Raw genomic sequence first — 20127 nt, forward strand, 5'->3', positions numbered from 1 at the left:
AGGAGGCTAAAATGAATACAAAAATTATTTTATCAGTTGCAATGGCATTAGGAATTTCAACAACATCTGAAATCAGTGCACAAAATGTAATTAATTACACACATCAAACAAAGGAGGTTAAAATGACAAAAAAAATTAAAAAGTCTCACAAACTTATTGAAGACGGAGTTGTGTCGGGCTATAAATTAATTGAAAACGGCGTTGTTTCAGGTTACAAAAAAATAGAAGAAGGCGTTGTTTCAGGCTACAAAAAAGTAGAAGACAAAATTGTAGATAATGTTTTCAGAAAAGATGATGAAACAATTGAGGAAGCTAAAAACAGATTGAAAAGTTAATTGAACACTGAAGTAAACAATAATAAATTCTAAATGAGGCTGTCCAAAAAGACAAATAAAAATATTTTGGACTTATAAATTGTAAGCAATCTTTTTTTACCCCTCCAAACCTCTCCGTCAGCTGACGGAAGGCTTTAAGTCCCCTTTTCGCGTGTCGCCGAAGCTATAGCGGAGGCGCAAGGGGATTTAGGGTGAATTTTGTAAAAACTACTTACAATACGTAAGTAAAGATAATCCTGATATGACTTTTGAGACAGCCTCTCTAAAAAACTAACGATGAAGGTTAAAGATAAAGTGATAGTTGTCACCGGTGGTGGCAACGGAATGGGAAGGGAAATAGTTTTAAACCTTCTTAAAAAGGGAGCTAAAGTAGCGGCAGTTGATATTAATGAACCGGCACTGGAACAAACTCAAACATTAGCAGGGGATTTAGCCGGGAACCTATCCACACATGTTTTAAATATTACCAATAAGGCAGAGGTTGAAGCTTTCCCTGAAATTGTTATTCAGAAGCATGGTACAGTTGATGGATTAATTAACAACGCAGGCATAATTCAACCTTTTGAAAAGGTTAATATTATAGGATATGATATTATTGAAAGAGTAATGAATATCGATTTTTATGGCACCCTCTTTATGGTAAAGGCATTTTTGCCTTATTTGTTAAAACAACCGGAAGGACATATCGCAAATGTATCAAGTATGGGAGGATTTTTGCCGGTTCCAGGGCAAAGTATTTATGGCGCTGCCAAGGCAAGCGTTAAAATCATGACAGAGGGCTTATCAAAAGAACTGTCAAATACTAATGTTCACACCACAGTTATCTTTCCTGGTGCAATTGCCACTAATATAAAAGTAAATTCCGGCGCTGAGGAAGCAGGGGAAAACGATGATAAAGCCAAAAATTCGCTTATTAAACCTCTTCTCCCTTCTAAAGCAGCAGAGATTATAATTAGTGCCATTGAAAAAAATAAACAACGCGTATTTGTTGGAAATGACTCAAAAGTAATGGATGCCTTGTACAGGATAAATCCAATGTTTGCTGCCAGCCTTATTGCCAAACAGATGAAGTCACATGTTCCGGATTAAAGGTGATAAAAGGACAAAGATTTGAAATTTAACAGATAGATATATGAAACAGGTTTGTGTTATAACAGGGGGCGGAAGTGGTATGGGGCTTGCCACCGCCAAAGTTTTAGGAAAAGATAATTATATTCTTATCGTAGGCAGGACACAAAATAAACTCGAAAATGCTGTAGCTGAACTAGCTTGTGAAGGGATTGAAGCAGAATATTTTGTGTGTGATGTTTCTGATCGCGACTCGGTGAATGAGTTGGTTGCAAAAGCTACCTCATTGGGGAATATTTTCACGGTTATAAATGCTGCCGGATTATCTCCCAATATGGGTAATGCTAAAGCATTATTACAAGTTAACGCTATAGGAACAATAAATATTCATGAAGCTTTTTATGAGGTAATGGAAGAAGGTTCAAGTATTATTGATGTTTCATCTATGTCGGGTCATATGGTACCTTCCTTAATAATTCCCAAAAAATTATATCGATTAAGTAGGACTAATAAAGATTTATTTCTGCGTAAAATGATGAACCGGATTAAAATACTGCCCGGTAAATTAAAAGCAGAAGTAGCTTACGCTGTTTCAAAAAACTTTGTTATATGGTATTCAAAAACAGATGCTGTTAAATTCGGGAATAAAGGAATGCGCGTGTTAAGCGTATCTCCGGGATTTTTTGAAACACCAATGGGCGAATTAGAAAAAAAACGTACAGATGCTTATATTAAAAACAGTGCAATAAAAAGGATGGGACACGTTGAAGAGATAGCTAACCTTCTGAGCTTTTGCGTTAGCGACAAAGCCAGTTATTTAACCGGTACCGATATTTTATGTGATGGAGGTTGTATTGCCTCCGGTTAACTGAAGAAATCAACAGAAACTAATAACTGATTAGTATGAAAATTACAATGCGACCTTAACATAAATACTGGTATAAAACATACTGTATAAATTTTGGAAGTTTAATGAATTATACATTTACTCACCTGTTGGAAAGGTAAAATATAACTTTGTATTTTTTTACTTACCTTTAATTCGTTGAAATGAACCGACCCAATTCCTGATTGGAGTGCTTCTTGTAATAATTATAATTGATTAATTCTGGTACTAACAAATAAAACGAATACTTTACCGAATTAAAAAATGGAATATAAAATTCAATCCTACAGAAAAGGACAGGAAAAGGATATCAGCAAACTTGTTAAGAAAGTATATGATGAATATGTAGCTCCTGATTATACTGAAAAAGGAAATCGATTCTTTTATGACTGGATTTCACCGGAAAAAATAGCGGGTCGGCAAGTTGAACAAATAAGCTTGCTTGTTGCGACAATTAATACCAAAATCGTCGGAATGATTGAGATAAGAGAAAACAGGAATGTATCATTGCTCTTTGTGGACAAAAATTACCATGGTAAAGGAATTGCAAAAGAACTTTATAAAGCAGCATTAGAGATTTGTTGTTCCAGAGATAAGCAATTAAATAAATTTTACGTTCATGCCTCGCCGTTTTCAATTCCTGTTTACGAACGACTGGGATTTAAGGCCACCGGTGAAATGCAGGAAGAACATGGAATTAAATATTTACCTATGGAAATGGATTTAAAAAATAATTAAATGTGATCTGATAACATTTTATATATTTCGAAGTGGGATACCTGTATCCGGAAATCATCAATAAACTGACACGTATGTAAAGCTAAACAGATGAATAAAAAGTCCCTTACTATTTTGATCTTCCTTATGGCGATAGTAGCATCACTTTCTTCCTGTAAGTCACTTATTGGTACTACTACCCGGAATTGGAAAAAAGAGATCATAAATGCTGAAACCACAGACTATAGGCTATTTGCCTGTTTAAATCTATCATCAGGTTGCCAGCACACCTTAAAAATAATAAGTAAGGATAGCATTATTTTTACAAATACCGATTTAGAAGATGTTTTAATGACATTGTCGGACAAAACGATTAATACCTGCACATTTGTTAATCTGACAGGAATTCGTAAGGATTTTAAACTTGATATCAAGTATTATCCTGCAAAAAATACTGATATCTCACAACTAAAGACTCACAAAGACACAATTCTGTATCAACTAGGTAAAAAACTAAAATACTCATTTGAACTTGATACATCTGAACTGAACACTTACACTGTAACTATCAATGATAAAGAAAAACTGAATAATTTCGTATCACCGTATTCGGGAAAGGTTAGATTCAACAAAAGGTTTGTATGCTTTGAAGGTGATAACCTTAATAACATTTTGAAAAATATAAGCTGCTATGTAGAGGGTTTAATCATTGATACCAGTATTGAAGATCCTTTAAATTACAGAATCAATCTCAAAAGTCGTGAAAAGGAAAAGGTCATGAAGTTATTAATGCAGGATTATGGTTTGCAATTTGAACAAAAGTATGTAAAACTGGAAACTGCTGTTTTCAAATTTCAAAAATTTTAATGACATATAGCGGGATAAAAAATTATAACAGATAATGATAAAAACTTGTCCGTCTCTAAAAGAGAACCCCTTTACGATATTATATCCGAAAGGGGAAGATTTCAACTAAAACTTATAGACGTGTCCCTTAAAGTATTTAAACGAGATTGGCTAAAAAAATAAAAACCTGTAAGTTTATATAACATATCATGGATAAATTAAAAAGAACAAGACTTATTCTCATTTCTATACTTATAATGACTCCCTGGATATCAAGGGCACAATTTGTTGAAATGCAATTCAATCTTACAGGGGCTCATTATAGAGATGCCAATAGGATTGATTACGACAACGATGGCGATTTAGATATTGTGTTAAACGGATTGCTATACCGAAATGACGGTAATTATGCACAAACAGTAACCGATGCCGTCGGCAATACTTACAACACTGTTACCATTGGCAATCAGGTTTGGATGAAAGAAAACCTGAAAACAACAAAATTTAATGATGGCACCCCAATACCCGAAGTAACAGATAATAATGGATGGAGCGCAGCTAACACACCGGCATATTGCTGGTACAATAACGATAGTAATACTTATAAAGCTATATATGGCGCTTTATATAATTGGCAAACAATGAACTCGGGCAAGCTGTGCCCAACGGGGTGGCATGTACCAAGTAACGAAGAATGGCATGTGCTGGAAAATTTTTTAGGGAATTCTGTTGCCGGAGGTAAAATAAAATCTACAACCAATGATTGGAGAACTCCAAATGTGGGAGCCACAAATGAAAGTGGTTTTACGGCACTACCAGCAGGTTATCGCGGTTCCGTAGGGTCGTATTTTTGTCCAATAGGTGCAGGTGCTTATTTGGGAAGCTTAACAGAATTCACAGCATCAGAGGCATATTGTATAGAAGTACACAGTAATGTTCAGGAAATATATTTTATGAATGTTTCAAAAGGCAATGGAAACTCTATAAGATGCATTAAGGATAATAGCGGTACTTCAATTGGGAAAATGCCAAATACTGAGATCAAGGTTTACCCCAATCCGGCAACCAATTATTTATATTTCGAGAACCTTTCGTCCAATACCACAGCAAATATCTATTGCTTAACAGGTCGTTTAATTAATCGTGTAAATATTGAAGGAGGCTATATTGATATAAGTCATCTGCAACCGGGTATTTATATTATTGAAATACAAGACAACGGATCATTTGAAAAAATCAAGTTTGTAAAAAATTAATTTAAAGCCTTAAACAAAAAACATGGACACATTAAAAAAAACATTCTACTTATTGATATTGGTCTTTCTAATATGCAATAAACCCCTTATTGCCCAATTTACAGAACAAACCAACATTGGGCTAACCGGCGTTCGTTATAGCTCAACAGCCTGGGGAGATTACGATAACGATGGGGATTTGGATATCCTTCTAATAGGAAATAATCTGGGCGATCTTATCTCAAAAATATACAGCAACAATAGCGATAACACCTTTACCGAGCAAACCGGTATTTCCTTTATAGGAATTAATAAGGGGTCTGTTGCCTGGGGCGATTACGACAACGATGGGGATTTGGACATCTTACTATCAGGAGAAGCAAAATCTTCCATTGTTTCTAAAGTATACCGCAATAATGGGAATAATAATTTTACCGAACAAACTGATATATCGCTTACAGATGTTCAAGGAAGCTCGCTCGCCTGGGGCGATTACGATAACGATGGGGATTTGGACATCCTCTTATCCGGAGCTTTATCATCCGGTCAGATTTTAAAAATCTATCGCAACAATGGGGACAACACATTTACCGAACAAACAGGCATATCACTTACCGGTGTATCCAGCAGTTCTGCATCCTGGGGCGATTATGATAATGACGGATATCTGGATATTCTTATAACAGGAATAACAACCGACGCTGAAAAGATTTCCAAAATATACCGTAATAATGGGGACAATACATTTACCGAACAAACCGGAATTTCGCTTACGGGGGTATTCCTCAGTTCTGCATCCTGGGGAGACTATGACAATGACGGGGATTTAGACATATTATTAACCGGTCAGAACAACGATGCTGAAAATATTTCCAAAATATACCACAATAATGGTGACAATACATTTACCGAACAAACCAATATTTCACTTACCGGGGTATCCAATAGCTCTGTATCCTGGGGCGATTATAACAATGACGGTAATTTGGACATCCTTTTAACAGGAACAACCGGATCTGAATATATCTCCAAAATATACAGTAACGGTAACACTACCATTCCGGAAAACAGCATTGCAGCACAAAAAACACAAACTAACAGGGTATCTAAAAAAACAACCCTATCAAATAAACAGATTAATGCAACCAATACCCCTCCAGAAAAAACCCAAATAGCAAGCAGCGAAGTATTGGGAAACACGGTAACTTTAAAATGGCATCCTGCAACCGATGACCACACGCCATCAAAAGGCCTTAGCTACAATGTAAGGGTAGGCACCACACCAGGCAGCAACGATATTGTAAGCAGTTGTTCCGATACCAGCGGCTATTTCCGCCTGGCACAAATGGGCAATGCCCAGCTCGATACCTTTTTTATTTTACGAGGCCTTGCCGAAGGTACCTATTATTGGAGTGTGCAGGCAATCGATAACTGCTTTAAAGGTGGGGCTTTTAGCAATGAAGGTACGTTTACCATTTCGGCTACAAACGTTGAAAATATTCGCGCAGCAGACAACCAAATAATAATGTATCCAAACCCGGCAACCGATTATATATTAATTGAGGGATTAAACACAAAATCAGAAATTACAATCAGAAACATTTCAGGCGCTTCCATATCTTCATTCGAATACGAAGAAAATCAGACTAAAATAAATATTTCGGATTTAACAAAAGGCATCTATTTAATCGAGATAAAAGAAAATAGTATTAATAATCGCATATTCAAGATCATAAAAAACTAAATCATTTAACCTATGAAGACAATCATAATACAGTTGCTAATTATTACCATATTGCTTTTTGCATTTGAAAACAAATCCTTTTGCCAATCATTCACACTCGTAGAAGGCTTTTTCCCCGATGGCGATTTTTATGACCTGGATTGGGGCGATTTGGATAACGATGGCGATTTGGATTATGTATTTACTAAACCTGTTTACCCAACAACTGGAGGAATATCGGGCTCAAATATTAAAGTATATGAAAATAAGGGTAACGGTATATTTTCAGAGATAGTATCTTTTAATCCTTCAAGCGCACCACATTCAGTTGCATGGTGCGATATCAATAACGACAATTACCTGGATTTGATCGTAATCGATTTTGATTTACCAACAAATGGTCGAGGCACACGGTTTTATAGGAATAATGGTGATAAAACATTTTCATTAATCTCAGGGCTGAGATTAACTCCGGAATATGATGGGAACTTGGCTTTAGGCGATTTTAATAACGATAGATATAAGGACATTATATATAATGGACATGCAGCCGGTGGTGAAAATAAGAGCAACACCTATTTATATAAAAACACCGGAAATGAAACGTTTACTCAAATTTCAAATCATAATATAATTGGGGTTTGCTATAGCTCGATGGATTGGGGGGATTTTGATGGTGATGGTTTTTTAGATTTACTCATATCAGGTCTGGATCTTGATACGGGTGAGAAACATACAAAAGTTTATAAAAACAATGGTAATGAAACGTTTAGTGAATTACTGTATAATTTCACAGGTGCTCAAAATAGTGGTGGATTACGTGGAACATGTAGTGCCTGGGGAGATATCGATAATGATAATGATCTTGATATTGTGCAAGTATTCGATGGAAAAATTTATTTATACAAAAACACAGGCCAGGGAAGTTTTTATGCTAACTACGATTCTATAATTGTTTCCGAAATATATAAAGGTTCATTATCTATTGGTGATTACGACAACGATAATGATTTAGATATTTTAGTGGCGGGTTCGAATACTAGTTCCTCAATAACAAAAGTCTTTTCCAATAATGGGAACGGTGCTTTTACCGAAAATACTGATATTGAATTTTCATCCTATCCTTCAGATAATCGTTTTACCCAATGGATCGATTACGACAACGATGGCGATTTAGATATTATATTAAATGGTTTGCTTTACCGAAACGATGGTAACTACGCACAAGCCGTAACCGATATCAATGGCAATACCTACAACACCGTAACCATTGGCACACAGGTTTGGATGAAAGAAAACTTAAAAACTACCAGGTACAACGATGGTAGTCAAATACCCAAAGTAACTGATAATAACGAATGGTATGGTTTGACCAGCCCTGCATATTGTTGGTACGATAACGACAGTGCTACTTATAGAGCAGAGTACGGAGCATTATATAATTGGCATACCGTAAATACTGGTAAACTTTGTCCTACGGGATGGCATGTGCCAAGCTATTCTGAATGGGAAGTGCTGGAAAATTTTCTTGGCGAAGAGGTTGCAGCGAATAAATTAAAAGAAGCGGGAAATACGCATTGGCTTAATATGAATTCAGAGGCTACTAATAGTTCCGAATTTACGGCTTTGCCTGGTGGTAGACGTAAATCTAATTTTGCTAACCAAAGCGACGTTGGTTATTGGTGGTCCGCAACAGAATACAATACAACAAGCGCATGGGGATTATTCATGGACAACCATAAAACTTACGTTGTAGATGCATATCACGATAAAATGATAGGATATAGTATCCGTTGTCTAGAAGACAGTACAAGCACATCACTGAAAAAAACGAGTGCTTTATCACCAATAAAAGTCTATCCCAATCCTGCAAAAAACATATTATACATAGAAAGCAACACTAAAACAGAAGTAGCTGTTAGCATTTTCAATTTACAAGGCAAACAGATTTTCAGTAGCCAGGTAAACTCAAACAGCATCGATATTTCATACTTACCACCAGGAATTTACTTTACAAAAGTGATCGCTGGTGAAAACAGCTCTATCACTAAATTGATAAAAGAATAATGCGATGAGATATAAAACAAATAAGACCCCAAAGAATATTCATAACAGATTGGTCTTTTATATTGCTTTGCTTTTATTGGCGTCTAACTCTTTACATGCTCAGCCATTTGTTTTAGAAGAAGGAATATTCCCATCAGAATCGTTTCGGGATATTGACTGGGCAGACTACGACAACGATGGAGATATGGATTACGTTCTTATTAGATATACAGGAACATCGACAACTCACGTAATTCAGGTATTTACTAATAACGGACAGAACAATTTCACCGAGACTATCTCAATAGAGGTTCCATATGGCGCCAACTCATTATCGTGGTTCGATTACGATAATGACAACGATTTGGATATTCTGCACATTTCAGGAGGCTTCGATTCAAGCGGATCAGAAATTTATAAGAACAATGGAGACCATACTTTCACAAAAGTAGAAAGTCTTAATTTAAAAAAAGCCTGGGATGGGAATAATGCAGTTGCCGATTTTAACAACGATGGTTTTATCGATATTGTTTATAGCGGACATATTGAAGAAAGTGAGACCTACTTATACAAAAATAATGGTAATGGAACCTTTACCGAAATACTTAATCATTCAATAAAAGGATTATGCTACGGATCGTTTGATTGGGGTGATTTTAATAACGATGGCTATTTAGACCTGCTTACTTCGGGGCACGATTTTCAAAATTCTTTAAACTATACCAAACTTTATAAAAATAATGGTGACGGAACATTTACCGAGGTCAAAAGTAATTTTACCGGAGTATGTAACAGTTCAGGTTCAAGAGGTACACCCAGCCAGTGGGGAGATATTAATAACGATCAGTTGTTGGATATTGTGCAGGTTGGAAATGGATATATCTACACCTATTTTAATAATAATGGAAGCAGTTTTACTCAAGGCGACTCTGTTTATGTTGAATCGCTGGATAAAGGATCGGTATCTCTAGGTGATTTTGATAAAGACAATGATATAGATATTCTGTTGTCAGGAGAGAATATCGCTTGTGTATCCAAAGTTTACAGCAATAATGGCAACGGCACTTTTACTGAGGAGACCAATATTGTGCTATCAAGCGAAGCATCAAAAATTACGCGCTGGGTTGATTATGATAGTGATGGTGATTTAGATATTGTATTAAATGGTATGCTTTACCGAAACGATGGTAACTACGCACAAACCATAACCGATGTCGACGGTAATACCTACAACACCGTAACCATTGGCACACAGGTTTGGATGAAGGAAAACCTAAGGGTAGCACATTATGCCGATGGTACACCCATTCCAAAAATTACCGATAATGACGAATGGGCAAATTTAGCTGACAACAATACCGATAAGGCTTATTGCTGGTTTAATAACGATAGTAGTAGTTATGCACAAACTTATGGTGCACTTTATACCTGGGCAGCTGCAACGAACGGTGGTACTACTGAAATAACACAAGGAGTATGTCCAACCGGTTGGCACCTGCCAAGTGATGTTGAGTGGACAGAACTCGAAACTTACATGATAGCGAATGGATATAATTACGACGGTACTACCACCGAAAACAAAATTGGCAAATCACTTGCTACAACCAGTGGTTGGATAGAAACTTCTGCTGCCGGGACGGTTGGGAATGACCTTCAAAGTAATAATAGTAGTGGTTTTTCTGCATTTTCAAGTGGCTATCGTAACGATAATTTTGGAGTGAGTAGAAATGCAGAGAAAGGTTGTTATTGGTGGAGTTCCACGGCGTATAGCGACGCTCAAAGTTACATTCGATATTTATGGCATAACTTTTCCGAATTAGATCGCCAAGAACGTAATATGTCGTACGGACATAGTGTACGCTGCATAAAAGACAGCACAAGCACATCAGTGAAAAAAACGAGTGCTTTATCACCAATAAAAGTCTATCCCAATCCTGCACGAAACATTTTACATATCAAAAGCAATACAACAACAGCGGTAGCTGTTCGCATTTTCAATTTACAAGGCAAACAGGTTTTCAATAGTCCGGTAATAACAAACAGCATCAATATTTCAGACTTACCACCAGGAATTTACTTTACAAAAGTGATAGCTGGTGAAAACAGCTCTATCACTAAATTGATAAAAGAATAATGCGATGAGAAATAAAACAAATAAGATCCCAAAAGAATATTCATAACAGATTGATCTTTAATATTGCTTTGCTTTTATTGGCATCTAACTCTTTACGTGCTCAACCATTTGTTTTAGATGAAGGAATATTCCAATCGTTTCGGGATATTGACTGGGCAGACTAGGACAACGATGGAGATATGGATTAGGTATTTACTAAACCTGTTTACCCAACAACTGGAGGAATAACTGGCTCAAATATTAAAGTATATGAAAATAAGGGTAATGGTGTTTTTTCTGAATTAATATCTTTTAATCCTTCAAGCTCACCACATTCTGTTGCCTGGTGCGATATAAATAACGATGGATATGAAGATTAATATACAATGGTCATGGATCAAATTGATATTTTCAATACTGCTCTATTTTCCAGGCATATTAAAATATCAACTTCACAAACTGAGAATATGGAACCTGATAAGGATAATCCATTATGTGTCCTCCGGATTTATCAAAGTTATCTCCGGTCTTACTAACGAGCCTGATATGGCTCAAAAAAACCATTTTACTTTTCCTCATTTACACACTTTTCAGAAGGCTACCAAGCTTTTCCTTCCCAAAAAAGAACTCCTTTCCAAAATTATATCAGAAAGGGGAAGATTTCATTTAAGACTCATACTTTTTAAAAACAGAAGTAGATGTGTGTCCGCCAAATCCGAAGGTATTATTTAGAGCTACAACAACTTCCTTCTCCATTGCATTGTTCGGCGTAAGATTGAGTTTTGGACTTATATCCGGGTCTGTTTCATTAAGGTTTATTGTTGGTGGAATAATATTCTGCTCAACAGCCTTAATACAGGCTATTGCCTCTATTGCACCTGCCGCCCCCAGCAAATGTCCGGTCATTGACTTTGTAGAACTAATCTGTATTTGATCCAACGAATCTTTAAATACATGTTCAATTGCAATGCATTCACTTATATCTCCAACCGGAGTTGATGTTGCATGTGCATTAATATAAGAGACGTCACTGGCATCAATTTTTGCATCGTTTAATGCATCTGTCATTGCAATCTTAGCACCAAGTCCTTCCGGATGTGTGGCCGCAACATGGTAGGCATCAGAAGCAACCCCATAACCAACTAATTCGCAATAAATTTTAGCACCTCTTTTTCTTGCATGTTCGAGTTCTTCAATCATAAGAACTCCTGCTCCTTCTCCGGCCACAAAACCATCACGGGTTTTATCAAAAGGCCGTGATGCCTTTGCAGGATGATCATTCAACGTAGATAAGGCTTTCATTGAATTGAAACCTCCAATTGCAGCCTGAGTGATAGTAGCCTCAGACCCTCCGGCCAAAATAATATCTGCCCTTCCCAGACGAATAAGATCCAGAGCATTTGCGATGGCGTGGTTGGATGAGGCACAGGCAGATGTAACCGAATAACTTACACCATGCAACCCGTATTTAATGGAAATCTGCCCTGCGGCAATATTCGAAATCATTTTTGTTATAAAAAAAGGGTTGAACCTTGGAGAATTAATATTTTCACTGAACTTCATGATTTCCTCCTCAAAAGTTTGCATGCCGCCAATACCTGTAGCCAAAATAACCCCGATTTTATTTACATCACATGATTCAATATGTAAGTGTGAATCATTAATACACTCTTCTGTTGCAGCTAAAGCGTAAAGCGTGTATAAATCCATCTTTCTGGCTTCCGGCTTTGTTACATATGCCAAAGGGTCAAAATTCTTTACTTCGCAGGCAAACTTTGTTTTATGGTTAGCTGCATCAAATTTTGTTATTGGAGCAGCCCCGCTCCTGCCTTCCAGAAGGTTCATCCAAAAGTCATTAACACTGTTACCAATTGGTGTTATTGCTCCCATTCCTGTTATCACTGCTCTTTTCATATATATTATTTTATGCTGAACGAATTACAATATACTTATTAATAAATAAGTTTATCGGATAAATTTTTTTAGACTTTTACACTCTCTTCAATGGAAAGGCACATATTTTTATAATCAATCGTATTAATAACCTTAGAAAGCTGTAAGCTGGCAACTAAACCTGAAAAAATAATTGCAGCTTTGTTTTCAGGTGATTCATCAAATGCAAACAATCCCTTTTGTTTTCCGGTATTGAGAATATTTGAAAGCCATTGAAGTATTAATGTAATCATTTTGTTGAGTTCCTTTTGCGTGACTTCATTTAATGTGTCAAACGCAGGACTTAATGCCCCTACCAAGCACACCTTTTTCTCCCGATGACTCTTTAAATATATTTTTATAAAGGTATTTAGCTGTTGAACTTCATCAAATCCTCTGCTATGCATATTGTCCACCATTTCTTCAAAGCGTTGGATATTTGTCTTAATAATACTTGTTCCTAAATTAGCTTTTGCCGGAAAGTAGTAATGAATCGCTGCATTTTTAATGCCTAATTCAGAAGAAATATCCTGATAGCTAAATGCATTATAACCTTTCGTTCGTATAAGGTCTTCACCCAACTCAATAATCCTTTCTCTGGTACCGGACATGATTATTCAATTTTATTACATGCAAATATACTTACTAATTAGTAAGTATAAAAAAAATTATGACTTTTTATATTTTGAATATTCTTTCAGATGGAAAACTCATCAAGTAAATGATAATATAAAAATAGCGCCCACCTAAACTAAGATATCTTTATGAAGTGGTTTAAAGTTTACCCATATTCCCGACAAGCCAGGAAGATTATCCGTCTTGAAAAGTTATGGTACAGATCCTCCCGATAAGATATATCCTTCAGCCTCAGGAATGAGCGCCCCGCTGCAGAGCAGACGGGGTATCAATAAGGAATTATTCGTTTTATCGCCCAAGGGGCGGGGAATAAAACCCATAGATACCCCGACAAAAGTCCGGGATCAGTTCGACTTTGTAATTTCAGTTCACTTCGTCTCTGAGATCACAGTCTCACTGTTTTAACTGTACATAAACCGCTTTATGCTTCTTTTGGGTGTCTTTTCGAACTCTTCCTTCTGAATTTCAACTTTTTGCAGCTGTTCGTATTTGGGAAGTGATTTATTGACCTCTTTACGCATCTCTTCCATTTTTTCGGGAAGAGCTTCTTCGGTAATTCCTTCTGTTTTTAATACATCCTGATCAGCAAATACCAAAGCTACCAACTGACTGTTGCGTTCTACCACAAGGCTTTCCATAACCAATGGCATATTGTTAATGCGGTTTTCTATCTCTTCGGGATAAATATTTTTTCCGTTAGCACCCAGAATCATATTTTTGCTTCTCCCTCTGATGTAAACAAAATCGTTTTTATCAATCACTCCAAGGTCGCCGGTATGCAACCATCCGTCTTTGTCAATGGTGGCTTTTGTACTCTTCTCATCCTTATAGTAGCCAAGCATTACATTTTCACCTTTTGTCAGAATTTCGCCCACCACATTATACGGATCATCCGAATCTATCTTAACCACCATCCGGTCTACCACCTTTCCTGCAGAATACGGCTGAGTGGTATCCCACGCATCATAACTGATTAAAGGAGCGCATTCTGTCATGCCGTATCCAATGGTGAAATGGAATTTAATTTTACGGAGGAAGTCTTCAATTTCCTTGTTCATAGGTGCACCACCAATCACTATTTCATAAAAGTTTCCGCCAAAGCTTTCTGTCAGCTGCTTCCGTACTTTGTTGTAGACCACTTTATTCAGACCTGGAATCTTCAACATAAATTTTATTGACCCCTTTTCAAGAGCCGGTGCAATTCGCTTTTTATACACTTTTTCCAGTACCAACGGAACCGAAAGAATAAGATGAGGCTTTATTTCACCAAAGGCTTTGGTTACCATCTGTGGCGAAGGCATTCGGTCGATGAAGGTTGTATGACAACCCAGACTGAACGGGAATAAAAATTCGAATAATTGACCATAAATGTGCGCCATCGGCAGGAAGGAACAAATTTTATTCCCAGCCTCCAAAGGCATATGCTCCTGTGCAAAGATTATATTCGACACCAGATTATTCCGACTGATCATCACCCCTTTTGAAAAACCTGTGGTTCCCGAAGTATAGGACAATACAGCCAAATCATTCTCTGGAAATTCATCCAGCTTAATATTAGGTTGTGTCGCTTCATCCTCTTTATCAGCTCCTCTTTTTTCAGCCAGTAACCTGGCAACCTTTTGTCCACGTCGTTCCCATGTCACGTCAAATGAATCCAGCGAAATTGTAGTTTTAACCTTTTTCATCTGAGCCATATCCAAGGGTTTTGCCAACGCATCCGAAACAATCATCAGTACAGCTTCTGAATGGTTAACAATATAATGCACGTCGTCAGGTTTAAAATCCGGTAAAATGGGAACCACTACCGCACCATACGAAACAATAGTAATATATGATATTGCCCAGTTGGCAGTATTCCTTCCTAATAAAATTATTTTATCACCGGAATTTATACCAGCATCCTTAAACAACGAATGGAACAAATCCATATGTTGGGCAACATCACTATAGGCATAGGTTGAACCTTCATAGTCAGAAAAAGCATTTAGACTCCAGTTTAATCTCAGGGTATCACTAAAGATTTTGTTCAGTTTCTTTTTCATCATCATGGGATTTTACCCGTGAAAAGTACGCATAAATTCCCATAAATGCAATTGCATGTGAACTATAAAAGTGGATGGACTAAAGCTATTTTACAATATAATTATAAATGTAGTTATCCCGTCCTCCAACAATCAGATTAAAACTTCCCGAAGATTTTAAAAAGCCAATGGAAAATGGGGTGTTGCCTGTCAGCGGGAATCCACTTTTTTCAGAACCGTCATTATTAAACAAATAAATGTTTTGCTGTACTCTGTCCACTATTCCAATTTTATAATCGCGAGCAGAAAATTTATATATATTGGGACAGTCAGTTATGTCATCGGGGAATACGCGCTCAAATAGCAGATTACCCAAATAATCGAAAACTTTCATTGATTTACCTTCAACAGTAATAATCTCAGTGCCTCCACTCCCATCTATATTTTCAACTACCATTTGATATGTTTGGGTTTTCAGCGGTAATTTACGTTTGTTCACCACCCCTGACATCATTATGGTCACAAGGTTACCCTGAGTGTCACCGGTCAGTATCGCTTCTGCACCTCCCGGACCTTTGGCAAGTGGGTAGAAGTCCACATTTTCATTTTTACTGAACTGATCCGAAAGCGTTACACGTTCTTTTCCCTGTCTGTCAAGTATGTATACCCGGTTTCTGTCTGCACATAGGATGTAGTCCCTTTTTCCAAATCTTATATGTTGAACCGTATGTAATACTTCGTGATCCGTCTTACCGAAATTCCAGCCTTTAACCCTGTTCCCATCCACTGAATAAAGCAATATTCTGCGATCCTTAACAGGTATAAATATCCTGTAGTTTAGGCTGTTATCATAATCTGCCAATCCAAGACCCGTTGTTGCCCCGGAAGGTAGCTTTACAGGATACCGTTCCACATAATTACCGTTCCTGTCGAGCATTATTAACCGGGTGGCTGTGTTAAACAGAAGCTGCAACTTGCCGTTTTTATAGCTGTCAACCTGATATATTTCGCTTATTATTGGTTCACCCAGCGACTTCTTCCATAAAATTCTGCCGGAAGGATTAATCAGATATATTGTATGCTTCAAATCCTGAACAAAAATTTCGTTCTCTTTGGTATAATGATTCAATACCAAAGCCGGTTTCATGATGAAACTTGTATCCAGAAGACTTTGCCAGATGGTTTCAGCGTCAGACTTTTGCTGACCTGAATAGTCCATTATCATATTAACGTATGGAAATTTACCGGAAGCATCAACCTGAAATCCTATTCCGTTAAGATTCGAAAATACGTCGTTATTTCCCGGAAGAGATTTATAGAATGATTCACTCCAGGAATCTTTTGATGTCAGCGGTATCGATCTGCTGTCCTGATAAAACAACAGGTTATAAGAGGTGGAAAGATTGTGGTAGAAATCATCAAAATACGACTGCCGGGGCAAAGTTTTACCGAGTACATTGGCATAAAGAATATCCTTCAGAACTTTTTTGCTGGGCGCTGCAAAAAGATAATTGTCATAGAGCGCCCAGAAATGAAGATCGTCACTTTTAAAAATATTCCCGTATAGAATACCTATCATTTCGGACAGGTCAAAATCGTAACAGGTATATTGTAAATCTTTGTCAATCCTGAGTTCATCAATAAAAGCCTTAGGCTTTTTGTGTTCCTTTTCCGCATAATATTTTATTTTTCCGTTCAGGGCACTTTCAGCAAGACTGTTTCCCTTAACTTTTGCAATCAGGTACGAATTTCTTTTATTATTGGTATACCCGGCATAGGTGACCTTCAGAAATTCACCGCTGAAGAAATCATCAGCAAATAACTCCGGATTTTGCCCCAGAAGATCTCCTGTCTTGTTTAACCATATATTATAGGCGTCCAGTTTATTCTGTGCTTCCAGATATTTTTTATAGTTACTTCGAAAAAGATTCATGTCACTAATGTTTGCCACAGAGAACTGTTGTGCACCAACCGGTACAACATCCAGAATATTTATTTCTGAAGGTTTTTGTCCCCTGAAGGCTGAAACATAGTTTGAGTTATTTATGGAATAAAATCCCATAAAAGAAAGCAGGTTACTCTGAAGGCTTACATCAACACCAAACCAGCTGTTATCTCCGGCAATTTGCTCCAGCTTAATAAGCAATGGTTTTGAAGCTAATGGCTTTATCATCGACATTAGTTCGTCTGTATTCATAAAAACAGTTGCCAGTGCATTCGATCCCCTGGTAGCAAGTATCTCGTTAAACCCCTTTTTAATGGTCACTCCTGCTTTATTCTGAAACTCCCGGGCACTTCTTTCCAGGGCAATTTCAGACGGACTCCACACCAGGTAGTTATCATATACATAATATCCTGAATATCCACTGCTGTCACTAAAATTATAAATGGTTATGTTATCGTATTTCTTATCAGTCCTGGTGCCTTGTGAATTGTTGTTAATGAAACTTTTCATATTCGCAGAAGATATTTTGGCAAGAACAGGAATAACAACCAGAGGAACCACATCATCCTTGCCTGTCACCTGATAAGAAACTGCGATCTCGCTGTTATCAAGCCCCGCTTTCAATTCAGATTTGCTACTTAGAAGGGAATCTAAAACTGTTAAATTTTTAGAAATTTTTCCGATCATTGGTGTTTTAATCAGGTCTTTCCAAACTAAATTCTGCGTTTCGAGTTCGCTTATGAAACTAATCATCGACTCAGACGTAATAATAAAAGCTGCGTCAGATGGAATAGCCTGAAACATATGGTTGTCCAATTCTTTGACCGGCTTTTCATTTAATCGTCTATAAAACAGTATAATTACAAGAGCCAACAAAATGACAGAAAGAAAATAAAGGATCCTGCGTAACATATCGGTGATTGTTTTCAGCAAATTTCTGAAATTCAGAACGTAATCCCAACATTACAGCAGTGAAGGTTTTTAATATTTAATCAACAAAATATTATAAGCGAAAAACAGTTATTTTTGTAGAATTAAAATTATTAATAGGTTTGCAAACAAATAATAAAAAATGACAAACACTAAACTTTGGACACTCCTGCTTTTAACAGCTATAATTTTCACTTTGACATCCTGTTTCAACAATACAGTCACTTATTCCGACAAAGGAACAATGACTTCTTTCTATATTCCGGATCAGAAGAATGCTATAGATGTATCAAACATTGAATTTATTATAACACAACCTGCAACAGAAGCAGATACCGGACTAATAACCAATCCGTATGAGGTGTTCCCCTACGGTTCATTGAAAGATCGTCTAAAACCTGTTTTTTCTGCTGACGGACAGGCTGGGATATACTGGGAATATCATGATTCAGTTGAAGTTAAGAAGCCTGTAACAGATGATTCATCTATTGTCGTAAAAGTTGATACTATTATATCTGCCGTTATAAGCTCGGGAACAACTGCAATTGACTTTTCGGATACTGTATTGCTAAAAGTACTTTCACAGGATGGAAACAATCTTACATTTTACCATGTGGTGATTAATGCCGATAAAACTTATCCGGGTTCTATGACCTGGACGCAACTCTCCGACAGCATTCCTGCTGGTCTGACTGCTTATTCTGAATCCTTTTATTTAAATGATAAATTATTTGTTTTATCCGGCAATATTATTCCTGAAACAGATGAAGTTTCTACAACTTTATATTCATCCGAAGACGGAATAACATGGTATAATGTAAGTATTCGTGGAGATTTCCCTAATGGCATATATCACACTGTTAAAGTTTATAACGGGAAAGCCTACATTATTGGATATATTGGCTGGGATAGCAATTCACACACGTTTACAGCAAACGAGGAAATATGGAGTACCTCAGACGGGTTAAACTGGACGAAAACCGAATATCCGGCAGGAATGCATTCCGTATTTAAAAATGCCGATATATTTAATAACGAACTGGTTGTTTGGGGAGGAAGTTCTCTAAACGCAGCTGCAACAACTGTAGAGGATATGCCTTATACAACATCGGGAGAAGTACCCCTACCAGACTATACTGCCTGGTATTTTGATGGAAGTGAATGGTCTCAGGGAGCAAATATTCCATCCGATATGGCTGTCCGCTTCAGTACATCATGTCAATACGAAGATCATGGTCAGGTTTATGGTGGAGAATTGGCTGATGGAAGCAATTCAGGCTTATTCTGGTCGTTTCAAAATAAAAACGTATGGATTAATTTCCCTAAAACAGATATGGAAACATTGTCGGATGCCACGCTTATTACACTGGACAGGAATCTTTGGTTATTTGGGGGAATAAATTCAGATGGTGTTACGAATCATACCATTCAGGTTTCAAAAGATGGAGGATTAACCTTCCTGTCAGGTTACGACCTGGAAGAAGAAAATTTATTTCCCGGTATTGATTACGCTGCCAGGACTGGTCAACAGGTTGTTTTAACTCCTGATCATACTGTCTATGTTATTGGCGGTGAAAACAGAACATTAACTCCTAATAGTGATTCCACTGAATATACTTTAAAGGTTAAAGAATTATATGATTTCTGGGAAGGAGAAATGAAAAAGTATTCCAATTAAAGTCTAGCTTTAAAGT

The 20127-nt window shown here is 37.0% G+C and carries 16 protein-coding genes; 11 read left to right on the forward strand and 5 right to left on the reverse strand.

Features of this window, described 5'->3' with window-relative positions:
- Positions 1–11 precede the first annotated feature (11 nt).
- The 10 genes from ACE01N_RS07720 to ACE01N_RS07765 all read left to right on the forward strand — a co-directional run bounded on the left by ACE01N_RS07720 (position 12) and on the right by ACE01N_RS07765 (position 11349).
- Positions 12–335: a hypothetical protein gene (locus ACE01N_RS07720; protein WP_380586655.1), complete on the forward strand. Its 324-nt coding sequence runs from the start codon at positions 12–14 to the stop codon at positions 333–335.
- A 276-nt stretch (positions 336–611) separates the two neighbouring features.
- Positions 612–1424, forward strand: a complete 813-nt coding sequence (locus ACE01N_RS07725) for an SDR family NAD(P)-dependent oxidoreductase (RefSeq protein WP_380586658.1) — start codon at positions 612–614, stop codon at positions 1422–1424.
- Positions 1425–1467: 43 nt separating this feature from the next.
- A complete protein-coding gene (locus tag ACE01N_RS07730; protein WP_380586662.1) occupies positions 1468–2271 on the forward strand; it encodes an SDR family oxidoreductase in 804 nt (267 codons plus the stop codon).
- 282 nt (positions 2272–2553) lie between these two features.
- Positions 2554–3027 carry a GNAT family N-acetyltransferase gene (locus tag ACE01N_RS07735; protein ID WP_380586665.1) on the forward strand — a complete coding sequence of 158 codons (474 nt, stop codon included), beginning with the start codon at positions 2554–2556 and terminating at the stop codon, positions 3025–3027.
- Between the two features lie 90 nt (positions 3028–3117).
- On the forward strand, positions 3118–3873 hold the full coding sequence (locus ACE01N_RS07740) for a hypothetical protein (RefSeq protein ID WP_380586668.1): 756 nt from the start codon (positions 3118–3120) through the stop codon (positions 3871–3873).
- 188 nt (positions 3874–4061) lie between these two features.
- Positions 4062–5108 carry an FISUMP domain-containing protein gene (locus tag ACE01N_RS07745; RefSeq protein WP_380586671.1) on the forward strand — a complete coding sequence of 349 codons (1047 nt, stop codon included), beginning with the start codon at positions 4062–4064 and terminating at the stop codon, positions 5106–5108.
- Between the two features lie 22 nt (positions 5109–5130).
- Positions 5131–6831 (forward strand): FG-GAP-like repeat-containing protein, encoded by a 1701-nt coding sequence (locus ACE01N_RS07750; RefSeq protein ID WP_380586674.1) that lies wholly within the window; start codon positions 5131–5133, stop codon positions 6829–6831.
- 12 nt (positions 6832–6843) lie between these two features.
- Positions 6844–8877, forward strand: a complete 2034-nt coding sequence (locus ACE01N_RS07755; RefSeq protein ID WP_380586677.1) for an FG-GAP-like repeat-containing protein — start codon at positions 6844–6846, stop codon at positions 8875–8877.
- 4 nt (positions 8878–8881) lie between these two features.
- Positions 8882–10990 carry an FG-GAP-like repeat-containing protein gene (locus ACE01N_RS07760; protein WP_380586680.1) on the forward strand — a complete coding sequence of 703 codons (2109 nt, stop codon included), beginning with the start codon at positions 8882–8884 and terminating at the stop codon, positions 10988–10990.
- A 239-nt stretch (positions 10991–11229) separates the two neighbouring features.
- Entirely contained in the window at positions 11230–11349 is a 120-nt protein-coding gene (locus ACE01N_RS07765; RefSeq protein ID WP_380586779.1) for an FG-GAP repeat domain-containing protein, read from the forward strand.
- 58 nt (positions 11350–11407) lie between these two features.
- On the opposite strand, the gene ACE01N_RS07770 is transcribed toward ACE01N_RS07765, so the two are convergent.
- From ACE01N_RS07770 to ACE01N_RS07790, 5 genes are all read right to left on the reverse strand, one after another.
- The gene (locus tag ACE01N_RS07770) at positions 11408–11548 is read right to left on the reverse strand and encodes a hypothetical protein (protein WP_380586683.1); all 141 of its coding nucleotides are present in this window, start codon (positions 11546–11548) and stop codon (positions 11408–11410) included.
- 87 nt (positions 11549–11635) lie between these two features.
- Positions 11636–12883, reverse strand: coding sequence for a beta-ketoacyl-ACP synthase II (gene fabF / locus ACE01N_RS07775; RefSeq protein ID WP_380586686.1), 1248 nt, complete (start codon positions 12881–12883; stop codon positions 11636–11638).
- Between the two features lie 68 nt (positions 12884–12951).
- The gene (locus ACE01N_RS07780; protein WP_380586689.1) at positions 12952–13512 is read right to left on the reverse strand and encodes a TetR/AcrR family transcriptional regulator; all 561 of its coding nucleotides are present in this window, start codon (positions 13510–13512) and stop codon (positions 12952–12954) included.
- 426 nt (positions 13513–13938) lie between these two features.
- Entirely contained in the window at positions 13939–15579 is a 1641-nt protein-coding gene (locus ACE01N_RS07785) for an AMP-binding protein (protein ID WP_380586692.1), read from the reverse strand.
- A gap of 85 nt (positions 15580–15664) precedes the next feature.
- Positions 15665–18415 carry a hypothetical protein gene (locus tag ACE01N_RS07790; RefSeq protein WP_380586696.1) on the reverse strand — a complete coding sequence of 917 codons (2751 nt, stop codon included), beginning with the start codon at positions 18413–18415 and terminating at the stop codon, positions 15665–15667.
- Between the two features lie 160 nt (positions 18416–18575).
- Here ACE01N_RS07790 and ACE01N_RS07795 point away from each other — a divergent pair, with 160 nt between their 5' ends.
- Positions 18576–20111: a DUF6242 domain-containing protein gene (locus tag ACE01N_RS07795; protein ID WP_380586699.1), complete on the forward strand. Its 1536-nt coding sequence runs from the start codon at positions 18576–18578 to the stop codon at positions 20109–20111.
- The last annotated feature ends 16 nt before the right edge of the window (positions 20112–20127 follow it).

Source organism: Quyinboa ferrireducens (assembly GCF_042436675.1).
Classification (GTDB): Bacteria; Bacteroidota; Bacteroidia; order Bacteroidales; family UBA5342; genus JBHJHP01.

Coding starts and splice junctions, on each gene's coding strand:
- ACE01N_RS07770 (WP_380586683.1), bottom strand. CDS start 11,548: ATGAGGAAAAGTAAAATGGTTTTTTTGAGCCATATCAGGCTCGTTAGT.
- ACE01N_RS07795 (WP_380586699.1), top strand. CDS start 18,576: ATGACAAACACTAAACTTTGGACACTCCTGCTTTTAACAGCTATAATT.
- ACE01N_RS07740 (WP_380586668.1), top strand. CDS start 3,118: ATGAATAAAAAGTCCCTTACTATTTTGATCTTCCTTATGGCGATAGTA.
- fabF (WP_380586686.1), bottom strand. CDS start 12,883: ATGAAAAGAGCAGTGATAACAGGAATGGGAGCAATAACACCAATTGGT.
- ACE01N_RS07745 (WP_380586671.1), top strand. CDS start 4,062: ATGGATAAATTAAAAAGAACAAGACTTATTCTCATTTCTATACTTATA.
- ACE01N_RS07750 (WP_380586674.1), top strand. CDS start 5,131: ATGGACACATTAAAAAAAACATTCTACTTATTGATATTGGTCTTTCTA.
- ACE01N_RS07755 (WP_380586677.1), top strand. CDS start 6,844: ATGAAGACAATCATAATACAGTTGCTAATTATTACCATATTGCTTTTT.
- ACE01N_RS07730 (WP_380586662.1), top strand. CDS start 1,468: ATGAAACAGGTTTGTGTTATAACAGGGGGCGGAAGTGGTATGGGGCTT.
- ACE01N_RS07720 (WP_380586655.1), top strand. CDS start 12: ATGAATACAAAAATTATTTTATCAGTTGCAATGGCATTAGGAATTTCA.
- ACE01N_RS07790 (WP_380586696.1), bottom strand. CDS start 18,415: ATGTTACGCAGGATCCTTTATTTTCTTTCTGTCATTTTGTTGGCTCTT.
- ACE01N_RS07725 (WP_380586658.1), top strand. CDS start 612: ATGAAGGTTAAAGATAAAGTGATAGTTGTCACCGGTGGTGGCAACGGA.
- ACE01N_RS07780 (WP_380586689.1), bottom strand. CDS start 13,512: ATGTCCGGTACCAGAGAAAGGATTATTGAGTTGGGTGAAGACCTTATA.
- ACE01N_RS07735 (WP_380586665.1), top strand. CDS start 2,554: ATGGAATATAAAATTCAATCCTACAGAAAAGGACAGGAAAAGGATATC.
- ACE01N_RS07760 (WP_380586680.1), top strand. CDS start 8,882: ATGAGATATAAAACAAATAAGACCCCAAAGAATATTCATAACAGATTG.
- ACE01N_RS07785 (WP_380586692.1), bottom strand. CDS start 15,579: ATGAAAAAGAAACTGAACAAAATCTTTAGTGATACCCTGAGATTAAAC.